Origin of the sequence: Acinetobacter sp. RF14B, from assembly GCF_006864105.1 — a bacterium.
In the GTDB taxonomy this organism is placed as follows: Bacteria; Pseudomonadota; Gammaproteobacteria; order Pseudomonadales; family Moraxellaceae; genus Acinetobacter; species Acinetobacter lwoffii_C.
This window is the reverse complement of sequence record NZ_SMTB01000056.1, coordinates 1-17834: the sequence shown is the minus strand read 5'-3', so window position 1 is coordinate 17834 and position 17834 is coordinate 1. Positions and strand designations below refer to the sequence as shown.

Annotated in this window: 13 protein-coding genes and 1 pseudogene; 7 read left to right on the top strand and 7 right to left on the bottom strand. The window is 44.9% G+C overall.

The window, feature by feature from the left end:
* Positions 1 to 127: 127 nt before the first annotated feature.
* A pseudogene (locus E2K52_RS09420) lies at positions 128 to 859 on the bottom strand (homocysteine S-methyltransferase family protein); the annotation flags it as partial.
* A gap of 520 nt (positions 860 to 1379) precedes the next feature.
* Between E2K52_RS09420 and E2K52_RS09415 the strand changes: the two are divergent.
* Entirely contained in the window at positions 1380 to 3002 is a 1623-nt protein-coding gene (locus E2K52_RS09415; RefSeq protein WP_151204878.1) for an inorganic phosphate transporter, read from the top strand.
* A gap of 392 nt (positions 3003 to 3394) precedes the next feature.
* Here the strand turns inward: E2K52_RS09415 and E2K52_RS09410 are convergent, their stop codons facing one another.
* The gene (locus E2K52_RS09410) at positions 3395 to 4939 is read right to left on the bottom strand and encodes a hypothetical protein (RefSeq protein WP_151204877.1); all 1545 of its coding nucleotides are present in this window, start codon (positions 4937 to 4939) and stop codon (positions 3395 to 3397) included.
* A 368-nt stretch (positions 4940 to 5307) separates the two neighbouring features.
* The gene (locus E2K52_RS09405) at positions 5308 to 5925 is read right to left on the bottom strand and encodes a rhomboid family intramembrane serine protease (protein ID WP_151204876.1); all 618 of its coding nucleotides are present in this window, start codon (positions 5923 to 5925) and stop codon (positions 5308 to 5310) included.
* Positions 5926 to 6084: 159 nt separating this feature from the next.
* On the opposite strand from E2K52_RS09405, the gene nfuA reads away from it, so the two are divergent.
* Positions 6085 to 6723: a Fe-S biogenesis protein NfuA gene (nfuA, locus tag E2K52_RS09400; protein ID WP_151204875.1), complete on the top strand. Its 639-nt coding sequence runs from the start codon at positions 6085 to 6087 to the stop codon at positions 6721 to 6723.
* Positions 6724 to 6843: 120 nt separating this feature from the next.
* On the opposite strand, the gene E2K52_RS09395 is transcribed toward nfuA, so the two are convergent.
* Together E2K52_RS09395 and E2K52_RS09390 are read right to left on the bottom strand one after the other, a co-directional pair.
* Positions 6844 to 7845 carry a hypothetical protein gene (locus E2K52_RS09395; protein WP_151204874.1) on the bottom strand — a complete coding sequence of 334 codons (1002 nt, stop codon included), beginning with the start codon at positions 7843 to 7845 and terminating at the stop codon, positions 6844 to 6846.
* A gap of 13 nt (positions 7846 to 7858) precedes the next feature.
* The gene (locus E2K52_RS09390) at positions 7859 to 8899 is read right to left on the bottom strand and encodes an alpha/beta fold hydrolase (RefSeq protein ID WP_151204873.1); all 1041 of its coding nucleotides are present in this window, start codon (positions 8897 to 8899) and stop codon (positions 7859 to 7861) included.
* Positions 8900 to 9212: 313 nt separating this feature from the next.
* Here E2K52_RS09390 and E2K52_RS09385 point away from each other — a divergent pair, with 313 nt between their 5' ends.
* Positions 9213 to 9827, top strand: a complete 615-nt coding sequence (locus E2K52_RS09385) for a carbonic anhydrase (RefSeq protein ID WP_151204872.1) — start codon at positions 9213 to 9215, stop codon at positions 9825 to 9827.
* Positions 9828 to 9958: 131 nt separating this feature from the next.
* Here the strand turns inward: E2K52_RS09385 and E2K52_RS09380 are convergent, their stop codons facing one another.
* Positions 9959 to 10588, bottom strand: coding sequence for an arylesterase (locus E2K52_RS09380; RefSeq protein ID WP_151204871.1), 630 nt, complete (start codon positions 10586 to 10588; stop codon positions 9959 to 9961).
* Positions 10589 to 10599: 11 nt separating this feature from the next.
* Here E2K52_RS09380 and E2K52_RS09375 point away from each other — a divergent pair, with 11 nt between their 5' ends.
* A complete protein-coding gene (locus E2K52_RS09375; protein WP_151204870.1) occupies positions 10600 to 11325 on the top strand; it encodes an ABC transporter ATP-binding protein in 726 nt (241 codons plus the stop codon).
* 1 nt (position 11326) lies between these two features.
* Positions 11327 to 13822 (top strand): ABC transporter permease, encoded by a 2496-nt coding sequence (locus E2K52_RS09370; protein ID WP_151204869.1) that lies wholly within the window; start codon positions 11327 to 11329, stop codon positions 13820 to 13822.
* 20 nt (positions 13823 to 13842) lie between these two features.
* On the opposite strand, the gene E2K52_RS09365 is transcribed toward E2K52_RS09370, so the two are convergent.
* Positions 13843 to 14661 (bottom strand): rhomboid family intramembrane serine protease, encoded by an 819-nt coding sequence (locus tag E2K52_RS09365; protein ID WP_151204868.1) that lies wholly within the window; start codon positions 14659 to 14661, stop codon positions 13843 to 13845.
* A 78-nt stretch (positions 14662 to 14739) separates the two neighbouring features.
* On the opposite strand from E2K52_RS09365, the gene mtgA reads away from it, so the two are divergent.
* Together mtgA and ppk1 are read left to right on the top strand one after the other, a co-directional pair.
* Complete coding sequence (mtgA, locus tag E2K52_RS09360; protein WP_151204867.1) at positions 14740 to 15414, top strand: monofunctional biosynthetic peptidoglycan transglycosylase; 675 nt, start codon at positions 14740 to 14742, stop codon at positions 15412 to 15414.
* A gap of 111 nt (positions 15415 to 15525) precedes the next feature.
* On the top strand, positions 15526 to 17607 hold the full coding sequence (gene ppk1, locus E2K52_RS09355) for a polyphosphate kinase 1 (RefSeq protein ID WP_151204866.1): 2082 nt from the start codon (positions 15526 to 15528) through the stop codon (positions 17605 to 17607).
* The last annotated feature ends 227 nt before the right edge of the window (positions 17608 to 17834 follow it).

Below are 17834 nucleotides of genomic sequence, written 5' to 3'. Positions count from 1 at the left end.
GACCTGCTTCCGGTATGAATCTCAACCAAAGTCATTGACCAGCAGGCGGCTATTCAGCAGAAATATCAGCTACCTCCCAATTCCGGTATTAAATTTTAAAGTAAATGGGCTAATGCAACGTCATTTAACAGTTAAAGCCAATCGAAAGCGGCTCTGCATGACGCATCGAGTTCCAGAAGGCTTCTGCTGTTTGACCGGTCAGGGTACGGCCTGAAGCATCGGTAATCGTGCCCGAAATCATGATTGGCAGATCATAGCCTTGTTCTTTAAAGACTTCTTTAACTGCAAAAATGGCAGCTTTGGCATTTAAGGTATCAAATACTGTTTCAATCAGGATGATGTCTACACCGCCTTCAATCAACGCCTTGGTTGATTCGATGTAATTCACTTTTAACTGATCAAAGGTAATGTTACGGAACGCAGGGTCATTTACATTTGGAGAAATAGAGGTGGTACGTGAGGTTGGCCCCAGTACACCGGCTACAAAACGTGGTTTCTCGGGCGTTGAATATTTGGCGCAGGCTTCTTTGGCCAGACGTGCCGCTTCACGGTTAATCTCCGGTACCAGCTCTTCCATGTGGTAATCCGACATGGAAACACGCGTACCGTTAAAAGTGTTGGTTTCAATAATGTCAGCACCCGCTTCAAGATAGGCTTCATGAATACCTTGAATAATTTGCGGTTGGGTCAGCACTAAAAGGTCATTATTACCTTTGAGGTCATGTGCCCAATCTGCAAAACGCTCACCACGATAATCCGCTTCTTCCAGTTTGTGACGTTGGATCATGGTACCCATCGCACCATCGATAATGAGAATTTTCTTGGCAAGAAGTTCTTTTAGAGTGGTAAGTGTGGACATGCAGACTTTCTCAGCAGGAATCAAAAATGTGTGTAATCTTAGCAGATTAGTTATCCAATATCTGCTGCATGAACTTAAGAATGATGGATATGCGTGATATAAAAATTTGATAAGTCTATAGATGTGCAGCTATAGATAAGAGCAGCGGGTGTAGTAAGCCGGCCAAGCCCTTAAAGCTGAAGAGAATCAAGATCTAAAGAATAACCAACTGCTTTTATTCATAATATTGTCATATTTCTTTGGCATGATGCAGCCATAAAATTTTTGTCATCATTCGGATCGCAGCATATTTCACGCATGACAGCGTTTTAGTGTATTGAAAGCAGGAAGGGGTAAAAAGAGGTGGAAGGAGCAAATAAATAATTTTTAATAAAAAATCAGCGGCAGTATTCAGATGAAATAATATGCGCTGGTCGGAATAAAGCTGAAAAATTTGCTTCATAAGCCGGCAAACTGTCATATAATTGTCACAATTTAACTGAACAATACGGGGATCATTGTATCCTCTATTCCTGCTTGCATGAATTCTAACCAAACTCCCATAGATTCAGCACAACAAGGGGCTTCTGTACAGAAGTCAACCAATGTTCATGTGCCCACACCGAAATTTTTTATGCCGGTGTTTTTGACTGTTATTATTTCCACACTGATTTATATCGGCTTCCAATTGTCTGCAGATTTAGCGTATGTCCCTGCTTTAAGCCTCTATTCAGTGATTCTGCTGGCCACGGCCCTGTTTATTGCTTTGGGTTTCGAGTTCGTGAATGGTTTTCACGATACCGCGAATGCAGTAGCGACGGTGATCTATACCAATGCGCTCTCTGCACCTGTTGCAGTGATGTGGGCAGGTTTCTGTAACTTTCTCGGTGTGATGGTCGCAAGTGGCGCCGTAGCATACGGAATTATTGCTTTACTTCCAGTCGAACTGATTATGAATGTAGGAAGCGGCGCAGGTTTTGCGATGGTTTTTGCCATGCTGATCGCGGCGATTCTCTGGAATTTGGGCACCTGGTTTCTTGGTATTCCGGCTTCCAGTTCGCATACCCTGATCGGTTCGATTTTGGGGGTAGGCATCATGAACTATATTCTGAATTCGGGTGCAGGGGCTTCAGGTGTAGACATGGAGCAAGTCATGAAAGTGGGTAAAGCGCTGTTATTTTCGCCTTTAATCGGCTTTGCATTTGCTGCGATCCTGTTTCTGCTGGTGAAGAAAATCTTTAAGCGTCAACTGGAACTGTTCCAACCGCCTGAAGGCAACAAGCCACCACCACCGATGATTCGTGCCATTCTGATCTTTACCTGCACCGGCGTAAGCTTTGCGCATGGTTCAAATGATGGTCAAAAGGGTATGGGCTTGATCATGCTGATTTTGATTGGCTGTGTACCTTTGGCTTATTCACTGAATAAAAATCTTGATAGCCAGCATATCCAGTCTTTTGGTCAGTTATCTGCACAAACAGCTGATTTGATCTATCCGGAGCATGCCGATATTCCAGATGCACAAGCGCGTGATGTGATTACCAAGTATATTCAAACCAAGGAACTTACACCTGAAGTGGTGCCGGCGCTGGCCAGTTTGACAGACCATCTAGGTGAGAAAGTGGGTACTTATAGCAGTATTAAGGATGTACCAGAAGCACAGGTATCTGAATTCCGTAATGATATGTACTTAAGCACAACAGCATTCAAACGTCTGGATAAGGCGAAAGCTTTACCGGTCATGTCTGGTGCAGAGGAAAAAACAGTAGCAGCATATCGTGACAATCTGGACTCTTTCCTGCAATACATTCCGACCTGGGTGAAAGTGGCAACAGCCTTGGCTTTGGGGCTAGGAACGATGGTGGGTTGGAAGCGCATTGTCGTGACTGTGGGTGAGCGTATTGGTAAACAGCATATGACCTATGGTCAGGGGATGTCTGCCGAGCTTGTGGCGATGTCAACCATTGCTGCGGCAGATGGTTTGGGGATGCCAGTCTCGACCACACACGTTCTGAACTCTGCAGTTGCTGGTACGATGGTGGCGAACAAATCTGGTCTGAATTTCCAGATGGTGAAAACAATTTTATCCGCCTGGGTATTTACCCTGCCAACCACGATTTGTTTGTCTGGCGGTTTATACTGGTTATTATTGAAAGTATTCTAAAAAGGTTTGATGTGAAAAACGCTGCTGGAGCAGCGTTTTTTTTATGGGTGGGAGAAAATTTTCTAACCTTAAAATTGGTGATTTTTTGCTGAAATAGAAGACCGTTTGTTATCCAATGGCTTGCAAAATTATAAGGGATGCTCCCTCTCCCTATGGGAGAGGGCTGGGGTGAGGTGAGGGTAATCAGAAGGCTAAAAGTACTTTCAATAGAAGGATTAATAGCTAATTTCAACTAAATGTAAAAAATGAGTATTTCTTAGCCTTACTTTTGAAAGATCAAAAGTAACAAAAATCTTTTGTTAGGCTGATGATATGTCCCTATATCACAGCCTAACGGCGACATCCATGTCGCCTGACCAATAAAATTGATTTCATCTTTATTTCAGAAAAAATTACTTCTTCAACTTACCCAACAATCCTTTCGGCAGTTTATTCGTTGCAAAACCATACAGCGCAGCAAAAGGCAATGCCGTGCGTGGCAGGTAAGCCACTCGCCATAAACCGCCATGATTGGCGCCGTGCATCATTAATTCTAAAGGATGATCAAGTTTTACTTCTGGATTGGCAACAGAGTCAGGATTGCGCAGGTCATGAATCCAGAGTGCGGCCATAATGGCATTGGTGGTTTCGGGGGCAAAAGCCTCTACATCAAACAGGCTGGCACCATTAAAAGCAGCTTTGAGCAGCGGGTTTTTGGTCACCGAATAGGTTGTGGTGGAGGGGGCAATATTGATACTGACACGTTGACCCTGGGTACGTGCCAAGGTGGCACGCCATTGCTGGATGCGTTTTGCTAAAGCATAGTTCGGACCTTGCTCTACCACCAGACAGTCCGCAATGCCATAGGCCTGACCCTGAGCCGAGTGAATCAGGTCTGTATTGTTCTTTTTAAAGAAATACTGGCCGGACAGGGTAGAAATACCTTTAGCAATCAAACCTTCGGTCTTGGAGCGCTGCTGGTATTTAAGCTGGGCCGCCTGAATCACATCTTGCGGTACAGCATACACATCTGTTGGGGTACACATATACATCAGACTGGTTTTGGTTTTTTGTTCACTGACGTATTTCATGATGGCATCCATTGCCATAGATACACGCACATGTTTTTCACCATCCAGATAGGCAATCGCAGCCAAATCCAGATCCTGCTCAAATTGCGCCAGCCATTGGGCAATTTCAGGAATCTGGGTTAATAAATTGGCACCGAGCTTTTCTTTCAGGATGTGGTCTGCTGTATCGGTATTTAAAGCTTCACTTGAGGGTGCATACAGTGTGGCACTACCTTGACGGACAGTCTCAATAATCTTGCCCCAGACCCGAGTATTGGGCAGGTCGATGGCCACAATATTGGCTTTCCATCTGGACAGCCAGGTCAGTGGCCCGGCTTCAGAAGCAGCACCAAACAACACGGTGGTACGGTCCGAAAGATCGAACCATTCTGGATGAGCCACGCAGGCACGCAGAGCTTGGGCATGGCTGGCTTCGATAATGCCTTGATCTTGCCAGGTCTGGATCTGCTCAAGTAAGGCGGGTCCATGCAACTTTTTGCCTTGATAGGGCACATACCATTCTGGTGCTGCCGCTGACTGACCTATGATTTTGAAGGTATGCAACGGGGCGGCGGCCAACGTCATGACCCGACTCAAAGCATACTTTTGACCATCACGGTAAAACTCAAAACTTTCATGCGCCTGTTTTAGCCCATGTTCTGCAATACTAATAGCTGCTTCAGCATTTTTTAAACCATTTTCAACCAGACGTTTAAAATGAACAGGATACTGTTTGCGCCAGTTTTTTTCAGATTGTACCGCAGCTGCATGTTGTGGATTGACAGCAGAAAGTGCATGAGCCAGTAATTCACGTCCGACTTTGGAGGTACTTGGTTTTTGTTGTTGGGTATGGCGTGGAAATTGTAGACCGTCTAAAGATGTGGACATGCAAAATATCTCGTGGCTTAACATAATTAATATACAGATGTATACATTATCGCTGTGAACTTGCTGCTGAGGTTGGCAATAACTGCCATCCTATATGTCAAAATTATTACCAGATGTTTCAATTGAGGCCAGGTTGATAGACTCGGGCAAGTCAAGTAGTGACGTCGATCAGCTGAATCATTTTATTTAAATAGGTGAAGTGCTGAGCGCGGTGAAAGAGTGATCGCAATGAGTCATTTTGGAGACAGGTTGGGTTGTATAAAACGCTGCCCGAGGGAAGCAGGATTTTTAGCCATTTAGGTATTTGATTATTTATTTTGCTACCTAGGGATAGAAGTGTAGCGACTATCCCCAAGCTCAGGACCATGCTAGAAAGGCAGCTGCGACAGTTTATTCAGGAAGTGTGGAATGAGTCGAGGTTCGATCAGAATAGTAATAATCACTCCATAAGCTGCACCCCAAAGGTGGGCACTGTGGTTAATATTAGAGTTACCGCGCTTGCCGGACCAGATGCTGTAGGCCACGTATAGGACTGCAAAAATAATGGCGGGCACCGGGATAAAAAACACAAAGATCAATTTCCAAGGTTCAAATAGAATATAGGCAAACAGAACCGCAGACACTGCACCCGAAGCGCCTAAACTTGCCCAGCGTGGATTATTTTTATGGTGCAGGTAGCTGGGAATAATTGCAGCAATTAAACCGCCCAGATAGAACAGTACAAAGCCAAGGTCATAGAGATACTGGCGATAAAAACTTTCAATAATACTGCCAAAGAAAAACAGGGTAATCATATTGAACAGCAGGTGAGTGCCGTCTGCATGAATAAAACCATGTGAAATGAAACGGTCATATTCACCGCGTTGAATGGCAGGTGGCCAGAAGATCAGGCGGTTCATGACACGCTCTTTGGAAAAAGCAATAAAAGAAATAATGCAGGTAATCAGAATGAGGGTAACAGTATGATTAAAAGGTAAATGCAGCATAACAGGTCGTTCTCATTCTGAATAATAATGCTCAATCTTGCCATTAATCTGGTATTTAGAGAGCACTTTTATAATAATTCCGACAATTTTAGTTGAAATTTTATCTTTACCCCGCATCTTCAGTTAAAATAGTAACTTCAGCTTGAGGAAATGATTGTTATGTCGACTGAGAACAGCAGCACTGCAGTGGTTGAAGATATTCCGAATTTATTGATTACACCGTCTGCCCAAGAGTATTTAAAGGATTTGTTGGAAAAACAGAATACGCCAGGTATTGGTGTGCGCGTTTTTGTTGAAAATCCGGGTACACCGCGTGCTGAATGTTGTATGGCATATAGCGCCCCGGATGAAGTTGTTCCCACAGATTACAAGCAAGAATATCCAGATTTTCCTGCATTTATTGATTCGCCTTCAATTCCGTACCTGTTAGATGCGGTCATTGACTACAACAAAGACCGTTTTGGCGGCCAGTTGACCTTCCGTGCACCGAATTCAAAAGTGCCGCGCGTAGGCCCTGATGCTTCAATCGAAGAGCGTATTACTTACGTACTTCAGTCTGAAATTAACCCGGGTCTTGCAGGCCATGGCGGGAACTGTGCATTGGTCGAAGTGGTTGAAGATCCTGAGCATGGTTTAACTGCTGTACTTAAATTCGGTGGTGGTTGCCAAGGCTGTTCAGCTATTGATGTCACCCTGAAACAAGGGGTTGAAACCACCTTGAAACAGCATGTTCCTGAACTGATGCAGGTGGTTGACCAGACTGACCATAGTCAGGCAGAAGGCGCTTATTTCAAATAATATTTGAGTGAAAAAGCGAAAAAAATCCCTCGGTTAGCCGAGGGATTTTTTTATGCAATGACATGAGTTCTATTGGCAGGTTTTGGGCAATTGAATAAAAACTGCAAGCGGCTTTTCTATCTAGACATTCAAGATTTTTAAGGTTTCTTCGCGATAATAAAACTGTTCAAGATATTTACGGGCGCGTGTGCTCAGATGCTGCTGGGAAACCATCTGCTGGATAAGCGGAACGAGCAGTTCATTCAACTCATGCTGGATCAGGGCTTCATCAATATTCAGGTCACGCAATAACTGGTCAAAAGTATGGGTCTGATTACGGATGTACCAGGTATATACTCCATCATGAATCTGTTGCTGCATATATTTTGTTTGTCGTAAATGATCCCAGATTTCATGGGCCAGACCGACGGTATGGGGTAGATCCTGGGTTTCAATATAGTTTTTCAGTACCGACAGTGGCATTTCTTTAACCTTATGCCAGAGATTGGCCTGAAAATGGTACAGCTTTTCATCATCAAAATGCTGGTTCAGTACATGTTCACTCATCTGGCTGAGTTTTAGAATATTTTTTTGCAGATAACGGGCAATAGTATCATCTAAGCTGCTATCCGTGACGTTTTCCAGAACAGATTTGCCCATTTTCATGAAACGGGAAACCCCGGGAACACTTTTGGCAATTACGGAGTTATCCAGATAGTCCTGAATGGAGTGCTGAATCAATTGCGTAATCATGGCTGAAAATGCCGGATTATTGACCACGGTTTTGATCAGGCGCTGACGGTGTCCGCTTTTGCTGGACACATATTGCGCGATCTTATCAACGGTTAATACCGGAATAACATCAGCAATTTTAGTCTGGTCATTGGCTGGATGCACCAGTGCAAAACGAATATGTTCAGCAATCTGCTCGACCAGAAAAGTTGTGGCTGCTGTAGCTAAAATCTGTTTTTGCAGTAACTGGCTAATCAGTTCACAGCTCCACAACTCTTTTAAGGGATGTTTACGGAACCAGAGATAGAACTCATGAAACTCGGTCTGAATGGTATCAGCCTGAGCAAACGTCTGCTCCAGAAAATCAAGCTGGGCATCGATCAATTGCTCAATCATGGGATGTTTCTGCATGGTATCTCTGAACTTAGTTTAAAGGGATGAGTTTATCAGCTAGAGGGTTTTTTAGGGTCTGTGTCTTGGCCAGAAAAGGCAAATAGCTCTGGGCAACCTGTTTTTCTGCTTCCAAAATCGGCATATGACCAACATTATTTAAAATGACCGGCGTTTCGGCACGTTTAAGCAAAGAATAAAGCTCTTTAACCACTTCAACATTAATAATCCGATCCTGCTTACCCCACAAGATAAGCGTTGGGGCCTCAACTGTCCGGGTCAGGCGTGCAAAACTTTCCGGAGTATAAATCCGGTTGAGCATGACGACCTGATCAATGGATTTACTGGTCTGCTCAGAACGTGAAATCAGCAGTTTTTCCTGGGCATATTTTAATTGATAGGGCACAACAGGCGGATTTTGCATCAGCTGTTTGGATATACCTTCCAGATCTCCAGGTTTGGTGACAATCAGATCCTTTAAGGCATGTGGGTCTTTGGTGTAAGGGGTATTGCCCAGTTTATAGATCCCGGCACTATTGACTAAAAAAAGGCTTTGGGTATCAAATGGATATTGTGCAGCATAGACGGTTGCTATAGAGCCGCCGAGAGAGTGTCCGGCCACATGCAGATCCTGCTCAATGCCTAAGGTTTCAGCAAACAGGCGCAGTTGGGAGGTGACATTTGGTACTGAAACATCAAAGTTGGCAGGAACCTTGGTCTCGCCATTACTGGGCAGGTCAGGAATAATCACATGATAATAGGGGGTAAGAAACTGTGCGACACGATTCCAGTTATCCCGGGTTCCGGCCAGTCCGTGAATAAGTAAAATAGAAGGTTTATGTTTGGCCCCGCCTTCACTATAACTCCAGCTAATATCACCAATTTTAAGTGTTTTAGACTGAAGGCCTGCCTGATGGCGTTCCTGGATCAAATATTGCTGTAAGAGCTGTGTTGATTTTTCAGCCTTGGTTCCGGTAAATAAATTTTGTGCATAACTGAGTCCAGATAAAGTCAGACTCAGGCTGAGTAAAGCCGAACAAAACATATTTGAGCGCAACTTTATTATTTTCGTCATTGCTACTTTCCTCAAATTAAATGATCGGGCAAATCGCCCCCCCAAAAATACTTCCATGTTCTAAATTTAAAAAGTATGGATGAATCTATCCTTATCTTTGGTTTATTTTAAAGGATTATTGGCTATTGTTCATCTATGAATTTTTTGTTTAAGACAATAAATATGAGGTGAAATGTGACCAGATTTGCATAAATGGCCAGCCAGAGCTGAAACAATTCAATTGCAAAAAAATTAAACAGCTAATTTTTTTTGCAAGTGACTTTCAAAAAATCTAGCAGTAAGATATTCCAACTCAATACAGTGGTGGTAAAAAATGCTCACAGCTCAGGAAGCGCTAGAACGTCTTAAACAGGGTAATCAACGTTTTGTTACGGGCGATACCTCTCACCCAAGGCAATTGAGCCATCAACAGCGAGCAGAAATGGCAGAGGATCAAAACCCTTTTGCGATTGTCTTGGGGTGTTCGGATTCACGTGTCCCTGCGGAAATGGTATTTGATCAAGGCCTGGGGGATCTGTTTGTCATTCGTGTGGCAGGCAATGTCGTAGCACCCTCACAGGTTGGGAGCGTAGAGTTTGCCGCGGAGCGTTATGATTGTGCGGTGGTGGTGGTATTAGGTCATAATCATTGTGGCGCTATTCAGGCCACGATTGATACCTTGACCTGCCCAGATTGTCCACCATCCAATAATCTGATGTCGATTGTAAACCGGGTACGTCCATCCGTTGAAACACTGCTGCAAACTGAACTGAAAGATGATCTGGCTAAACTATCCAAGCATGCAGTACGATCCAATGTCTTTGCCTCAGTGAACCAGTTGCGTCATGGCTCGGCCGTGATTGAAGGTCTGATTGCCAAAGGCAAGTTAAAAGTGGTGGGAGCAGAATACTCACTGGAAACCGGAGAAGTTGTTTTTTTTGATTTCTAAGAGTTAAAGATCAGTTTTTAAGTCTTCCGAACTCTCCTTTAAAAAAGGAGAGTTTTTTTGTTGAACTAACTTTAATTTTCAAGAGTTTTTTTCTCGTCAGGAGGGCGGGAAAATACTTTCAAACATGCATTTTACAACGCACTTTGAATATAGGGATAAGCATTGTTCAAGAGAATCGTTTGTGCTTTGGCATTCGGATGAATCTGATCCTGCTGCATCAGACTTTTATGGCCGGCCACACCCTGCATAAAGAAAGGCAATAATTTGACCTTATATTGCTGGCTTACCACTTTATAATTATTTTCAAATGCCCTGCCATACGCCTGACCATAATTCGGTGGCATTTTCATGCCAAATACAATCACTTTGGCCTGGGCTTTTTGGCTTTGCTGCACCAGATTGGCCAGATTTTTCTGGATCATTTGCGGTGGCTGCCCGCGCAAGCCATCATTACCACCCAGTTCAATTACGACAATATCCGGACGATGAGTCTGTAACAGTTTAGGCAGTCTTGCCACTGCACCACTGGTGGTTTCGCCACTCATACTTGCATTGACCACTTTGTGCTGTTTCGGATAGTGTTGGTCTAAGTGTTTTTGCAATAAATTTACCCAACCTTGCTGTGGTTGAATACCATAACCTGCACTTAGACTGTCACCCACAATCATAATGGTCTTTGCTGACACGCCGAAAGGAATCAGGCATATACTCCACAGGATCAGGCAAGGCAATACACGGGTTTTCTGAACTCGATCTTTCATATAGGACACGTATGATTCAAAGCAGTTACGATTCGACCATCATGCCACAAGCAATTATTTCTGCCCAGAAGCTGACACAAAAGATACAGCTTTCACAAAAACAGCTGACGATTTTTGAGGATAGTTCACTAGACATACAGGCTGGGGAACAGGTGGCCATTACTGGTCGTTCGGGTTCGGGGAAGTCGACTTTACTGGGAGTTTTAGCGACTTTGGATCAGGCCAGTTCTGGTCAACTGATGGTATGTGGCGAACAGGTGTCGAATTTAAGTGAAGAGCAACGTGCTGTAGTTCGCTTAAAAAATATCGGTTTTGTATTTCAGTCCTTTCAGTTGCTGCCACATTTGACAGCATTAGAGAATGTCATGTTACCGTTGCGCTTACAGTCGGGTTTTAAATATCGCGAGGCAGAGCAAAAGGCACTGCTGCTGCTGAAAAAAGTTGGTCTGGACCGGCAGGCCCAGCAAACGCCAAAAGTTTTATCGGGGGGAGAGCAGCAACGGGTGGCAATTGCCCGGGCATTGGTCAGTGCACCTAAAATCATTTTTGCAGATGAACCTACAGGCAACCTGGATGGTGAAACGGCGCATGAGATCGAGCAATTACTGTTTCAGCTCAACCGTGAACTGGGCACCACGCTGGTTCTGGTGACCCATGATCCAAAACTGGCCCAACAATGTCAGCGGCATTTTGAGCTGCTGGATGGTCAGCTCGTTGAACATGCCAGCGGAGGATGATATGCAGCAGCTATTTCGTCCCTTACTCACACAAAGTTTTAAAAGCACGGGTATTTATCTGCTGATTATTGCCCTGACCTTGGCCATTAGTGCCACGACTGCGCTGAAGTTCAGTAATGAACAGATTCAAAATGCGGTCGCTTTGCAGGCCGCGGAGATGCTGGCAGCTGATCTGGTGCTGTCAGATAATGAACCTTTGGCAGAAGAATGGCGTGATCAGGCCAGACAGCTGGATTTACAGCAGTCTGAGGTAACCTTCTTTAATACCATGGCTTTTACCGATGAACAGTTTGTCATGGTCAATGTCAAGGGGGTTGATCAGGCCTTTCCGCTGCGTGGTCAATTGCAAACCCAACCCGCAAAAACAACCATTCAACCCGGTGAAATCTGGCTCAGTCCCCGAGCGATGGATCTGCTCAATGTAAGGTTGGGAGATGAGCTGAATATTGCTGATGCAAAATTTAAGTTCACCGCTCAAATTGCAAAAGACTCCAATCAGGAGCTTGGTTTTTCCGGATTTTCGCCTACCGTCATCATCTCTCAGGCAGATGTTGCACGAACTCAGGCCATTCAGGTGGGCAGCCGGATTGACTACCGTTTGCTGCTGGCTGGTAATCCTGAACAGACGCAAGAATATGAAGCTTGGTTCAAACAACAGATAAAATCTAAAAAAGAGAAAATGGATGCACCAGTCGCCGAAGTAGACGGGCAGGAGTTTGAGGAGCAGGGTAGTCTAAAATTACGTAATGCCAGCGAGGGCAATACCCGCTTAATGCGTCCGATTGCCAATCTGGATACCTTTTTGCAATTGGCCAATATTCTGACCATTTTATTATGCGGAATTGCAATTGCTTTAACGGCACAACGTTATGTACAGCAGAATCAGGATCATATCGCACTAATGCGCTGTATAGGCGCGACCAAGCAGCAGATTCTGGCCGCTTATCTGGCCTTGCTTGGAGTTATGCTACTGGTTGCCATGCTGATCGGGACGCTCATTGGGATCAGTCTGGGATATGGCTTATTACACTTCATGCTGCAACTGATTCCCAACCTGCAACTTGAGTTTTCTGTGATGAAGATGTTGCTGGGTCCTTTACCCGTTGCCATGCTGACCAGTGCGATTGTCTTGCTGTGTTTTGTGATGCCGAGCCTGTTTCAGCTGTTAAATACGCCACCTATTCGGGTAATTCGCCAGCAGGAAAAGTCGGTCCAGTCCATGCTATGGATGTTACTGTGCGGGACCTTGGGCCTGATTATTTTTAGCGTGATTCTGACTGAAAATATTGTGCTCACCGCCTGGGTGATTGGGGCAATTATCCTGTTGTGTGCTGTGCTGTATTTTACGGTCTGGAGCACGTTAAAACTGCTACGGAACCTGAAATTCAACCTGTCGGCTTATGTCCATACGCCGTATCAGACGGCTTTGCAGATTACCGCACTGGCTCTCGGATTGAGTCTGATCAGTGTACTCACCGTACTGCGTACCGATCTGCTGGAACGCTGGCAGCAACAGTTGCCTGAAGGTACACCGAACCAGTTTGTGTATGGTTTGCCACCTTATGAGATGCCTGAGCTGAAAGCCCGGCTCGAACAGAATGGCTGGAACAGCACGCCACTTTATCCGAATATTCGCGGACGCCTGGTGGCAAAAAATGACCAGCCTTTTAACGCTGAACTGATTAAGCAAAGCAATACTCTAAGACGTGAACTGAATCTGACCCAGTCAGACCGTTATCCTCAGGATAATGTCATTGTTCAGGGCGAAGCGGTATTAAAACAGCCGGGCGAAGTGTCGGTCGAAGCGCAGACTGCCAAGGAGCTGGGCATCAAGCTCGGCGACAAACTAAGCTTTAGTCTGCCTGAAGGTAGGCTGGAAGCGAAAGTGGTGAATCTGAGAACCGTGGAGTGGGAAAGCTTTAGTCCGAACTTCTTCTTTATTTTTGCACCCCAGAGCATGGATGCCAATGCCGGCAGTTATCTGGGCAGTTTTTATGTGCCTGAAACAGACAAAGATCAACTGGTTTCTATCATCCAGCGGTTTTCCAATACGGTTTTTATTGATGTCAGTCTGATTCTTGAAGAAATCAAACGCATAGTAAATGTTCTGGTGCAGATCATTACTATTTTGGCGATGCTGGTCAGTGTGTCCGGCTTTCTGGTATTGATGGCCTGTCTGAATCTGCTCATGGATGAGCGCAAACGAGAAGTGGCTTTAATGCGTTCTTTTGGCAGTTCCAAGCGCAAACTAAAAAACCTGATGAGTCTGGAAGTTGGCTTTATCGGCCTGTTTGCTGGCGTGGTGGCATGTTTGTTTGCCGAAGTTATCAGTGCCATTGCCAGTTATAAAATGGATCTCCTGATTCAGCTACACTGGGAAATCTGGCTGATTTTACCGGTCTTGATGACGCTGCTTTGTGCGCTGGTGGGGCGTTATCGACTCAGTTATCTGTCCGATATTCCCCCCTTGCAAAGCCTGCGCGAGATGAATCAGTAAGATTCATCTTCTTTGTGGCTTTAAATGTGCAGCTGCTGTTGCATCAGGCGGAGAATGTCCTGCCAGAAAGGACGGATTGGCTCCAGCAAGGCCAGATTATATTGATAGAGCAGGCCACACACGACCACGCCCAGAATCAGGGCAATGAGTTGCATCAGTTTGCCCCATTGCAGTCGTTGTAACAGATACCAGAGCAGGGTCAGGCAGGCGCCCATGATCATGCCGCCGATATGGGCAGCATTATTAATCCCGCTGATCATAAATCCCATCACGAGGTTCAGGCCCATAATCATGATCAGGGTTTTCTTGTCCAGAATAAAGCGCTGTTGAGGCAGTATTGGCAATATGGACAAGACCGTCAGGGCTGCACCCAGCCCCATGACAGCGCCAGAAGCGCCAGCACTCACGCTGGGTAAAAGCTCAGGATTGGCCACCCCACCTTCAATTAAGGCATAAGTATCCTGAATGTTCATGTAACCGCTAAATAGGCTGCCCATCAGGCCTGCACACACATAGAGCCCAATAAAGTAAAAACGGCCAAACAGCTGTTCAGCAACGCTACCAAAAATATACAGTGCCCACATATTCAGCATGAGATGAATCAGACCAAAATGGAAAAACATGCTGCTAAACAAGCGTATGGGTTCCGCCAGATAAGTTAAGGGAGCATAATCCGCTCCCCAGGAAATGGCATCTCTGGAGCTAGGCTGGCTAATATCCATGCCACTTAGTACCTGCCAGCCAAATAAGCCGACATTGATACCAATCAGGAGCGCAGTTATCCACCAGAGTTGTACTTCCGGTTTACGATAGGAGGTGGGTGGAGAGTATTTAGACATGCTATTTTTTTTGCGATGAGTGTATATTTCGCATAAGCTTAACACGAAAAATCAAATATTCAGGAGTAACGCACTGACATGAAAGCCTTTCTGATCCGCACGATTTTAATCATCGTCAGTGTGATTTTACTTATACAGTTGTGGATTTTTGCAAGTTTGGTCTGGTGGCGCACCAATCCGGTGAATACCACCATGATGATGCGGATTGATTACTGGACTGAGCCTTCCAAACCCATTCAGCACCAATGGCGGCCTTATGACGAAATTAGCCTGAACCTGAAGCGTGCCATTGTTACGGTAGAAGACGGGAAGTTTATTCATCATCATGGCTTTGACTGGGATGGTATCCAGACCGCATTAAACCGTAACAAGAATGAAGGCCGCGTGGTGGCAGGGGGGTCAACCATTTCCCAGCAATTGGCAAAAAATCTTTTTTTAATAAATAAGCGTTCCTTTGTACGCAAAGGTCAGGAAGCGATCGCTACCTGGATGATGGAACGCATGTGGTCCAAGGAACGCATTCTGGAAGTCTATTTAAACTCAATCGAGTTTGGTGACAATATTTATGGAGTTGAAGCCGCAGCCAAACATTATTTTGGTAAAACGTCACAAAGCCTTAGCCGCGATCAGGCAGTTTTTCTGGCAGCGATTCTGACCAATCCAAAATATTTTCAGGACCATCGCCATTCATCGGCCCTGAAAGCACGCAAACGTATGATTCAACGCTATATGAATTATGCCGAATTACCTTAGGCCTGTAATTTGAAATAAAGCCTAATTTTTTTGGGCGTTTTTATCAAAGTGACATCAAGTTGAAGCATACTAAAGCAGATAAGCAAAATTTTAAAATAGCGTAGGTTTCATATGAATACGGCAGCCACAACCACTTCGGCACCGACTGAATATACATATAATGATCGTTACATCAATCGTGAATTGTCTATTCTGGACTTCCATTTACGTGTACTGGAACAGGCTGTCGATCCTTTACACCCCTTGCTCGAACGCATGAATTTCCTGCTGATTTTTTCGCGCAATCTGGATGAGTTTTTTGAAATTCGCGTTGCCGGAGTTATGGAGCAGCTTGATCTGGGCAATGAAAGTCGAAGCCCGGATGGTTTGACGCCCAAGCAGGTACTGGACCAGATTTCCAAGACGGCACATGCTGCAATTGAACGTCAATACCGTATTTTAAATGAAGAAATCTTACCAAAATTACGCGAAGAAGATATTTGTTTTCTGCGCCGTGGCGAGTTAACCCCGGCTCAATCAGCCTGGGTCAAAAAGTATTTTCAGGAGCAGGTTGCGCCTGTCCTGACCCCCATCAGTCTAGACCCGGCACATCCATTTCCGCGTTTGGTAAACAAGTCACTGAACTTTATTGTTACGCTGGAAGGCAAAGATGCCTTTGGCCGTCAAATTGATCTGGCTGTGGTGCCTGCGCCACGTTCATTGCCGCGTGTCGTGCGTTTGCCAGATGAGCTGACAGATGGCAAGGAGCACCATGTCATGCTTTCCGCCATTATTCATGAGCATGTGTCCGATCTGTTCCCCGGTATGACCGCGACGGGATGTTATCAATTTCGCGTGACCCGTAACGCCGATCTGGCTTTAAATGAAGATGTGGAAGATTTGGCCAAAGCGCTGAAAGGCGAACTCAGCTCTCGCCGTTTTGGTCGTGCCGTGCGTCTGGAAGTGACAGAAAATTGTCCGCAGCATATTTATCATTATTTGCTCAACGAATTTGATCTGGAAGAAGAGCAGCTGTATAAAGTGGCAGGGCCGGTCAATCTGGCGCGTCTGCTATCGAATTTTAAACGTCCCCATTTACGTTATGATTCACATACTCCGATCATTCCCAAAGCACTGAGAAAATATGAAAATATTTTCAGTGCCATGCAAAAGCAGGATATCTTGCTGCATCATCCCTTTGAGTCTTTTGCCCCTGTCATTTCTTTGTTGCGTGAGGCAGCGCGTGATCCGAAAGTACTAGCCATCAAACAGACATTGTATCGTAGTGGTCCCGACTCTGAAATTGTTCAGGTGCTGGCAGAGGCTGCACGAAATGGCAAAGAAGTAACTGCGGTGATTGAGTTGCGTGCTCGCTTTGATGAAGAGTCTAATATTGCTGTGGCCAATGTTTTACAGGAAGCTGGGGCCGTCGTGGTCTATGGGATTGTTGGCTATAAAACCCATGCCAAAATGATTCTGGTGGTGCGCCGTGAAAATAACAAACTGGTCCGTTATGTACATCTGGGAACTGGCAACTATCATGCGGGTAATGCACGGATTTATACCGATTACGGTTTATTAACAACAGATAAAGAACTCTGTGAAGATGTACACCGCATTTTTCAGGAACTGACCGGTATGGGGAAAATGGCCAAGCTGAAAAAGCTGCTGCATGCACCATTTACCTTGCATGCCCAGTTAGTTAACTATATTGATAATGAAATTGCCCATGCCAAGGCAGGCAAGCCAGCGCAGATTATTGTCAAAGTCAATGCGCTTACCGAGATGCAGTTAATCAATAAGCTTTACGAAGCATCTCAGGCAGGGGTACAGATTGACCTGATTATCCGTTCAATTTGCAGCCTGCGTCCAGGCTTGGCAGGACTGTCAGAAAATATTCGGGTACGTTCGATTGTAGGCCGCTTCCTGGAGCATACGCGGGTTTATTATTTTGCTAATAATGGCAATGCACAAATTTATTGTTCAAGTGCCGACTGGATGGATCGTAACCTGTTTAACCGGGTAGAAGCCTGCTTCCCCGTTGAAGATGAAGCCTTAAAAAAACGGATTTATCAGCAAGGTTTACTGAACTATCTGAAAGATAACCAGCAAGCCTGGCTGTTACAAGGCGATGGCACCTGGATTCGCGCCCAGCCAGCCGAAGGAGAAAAGCTGCATAATGCCCAGCGTGAACTGCTGGAAATTTTTAAATAAAGTAGCGGATAAAAAGAGACTGTAAATACAGTCTCTTGTGTTTTTTATCAGAGATTCTGGTTTATTAAATCTTGTTGCAATAAAAAAGGAGCGATGTAAGCACTGCTGTCCCATAGTTTGCTTTAAATAAAAAAACCTGAGTCCTAACAGTTAAAATATGAGTGCAAACAAACACTTTAACGACTAGGATTCAGGTTTTGTCACATCAGAATACCGTATTTCATGAG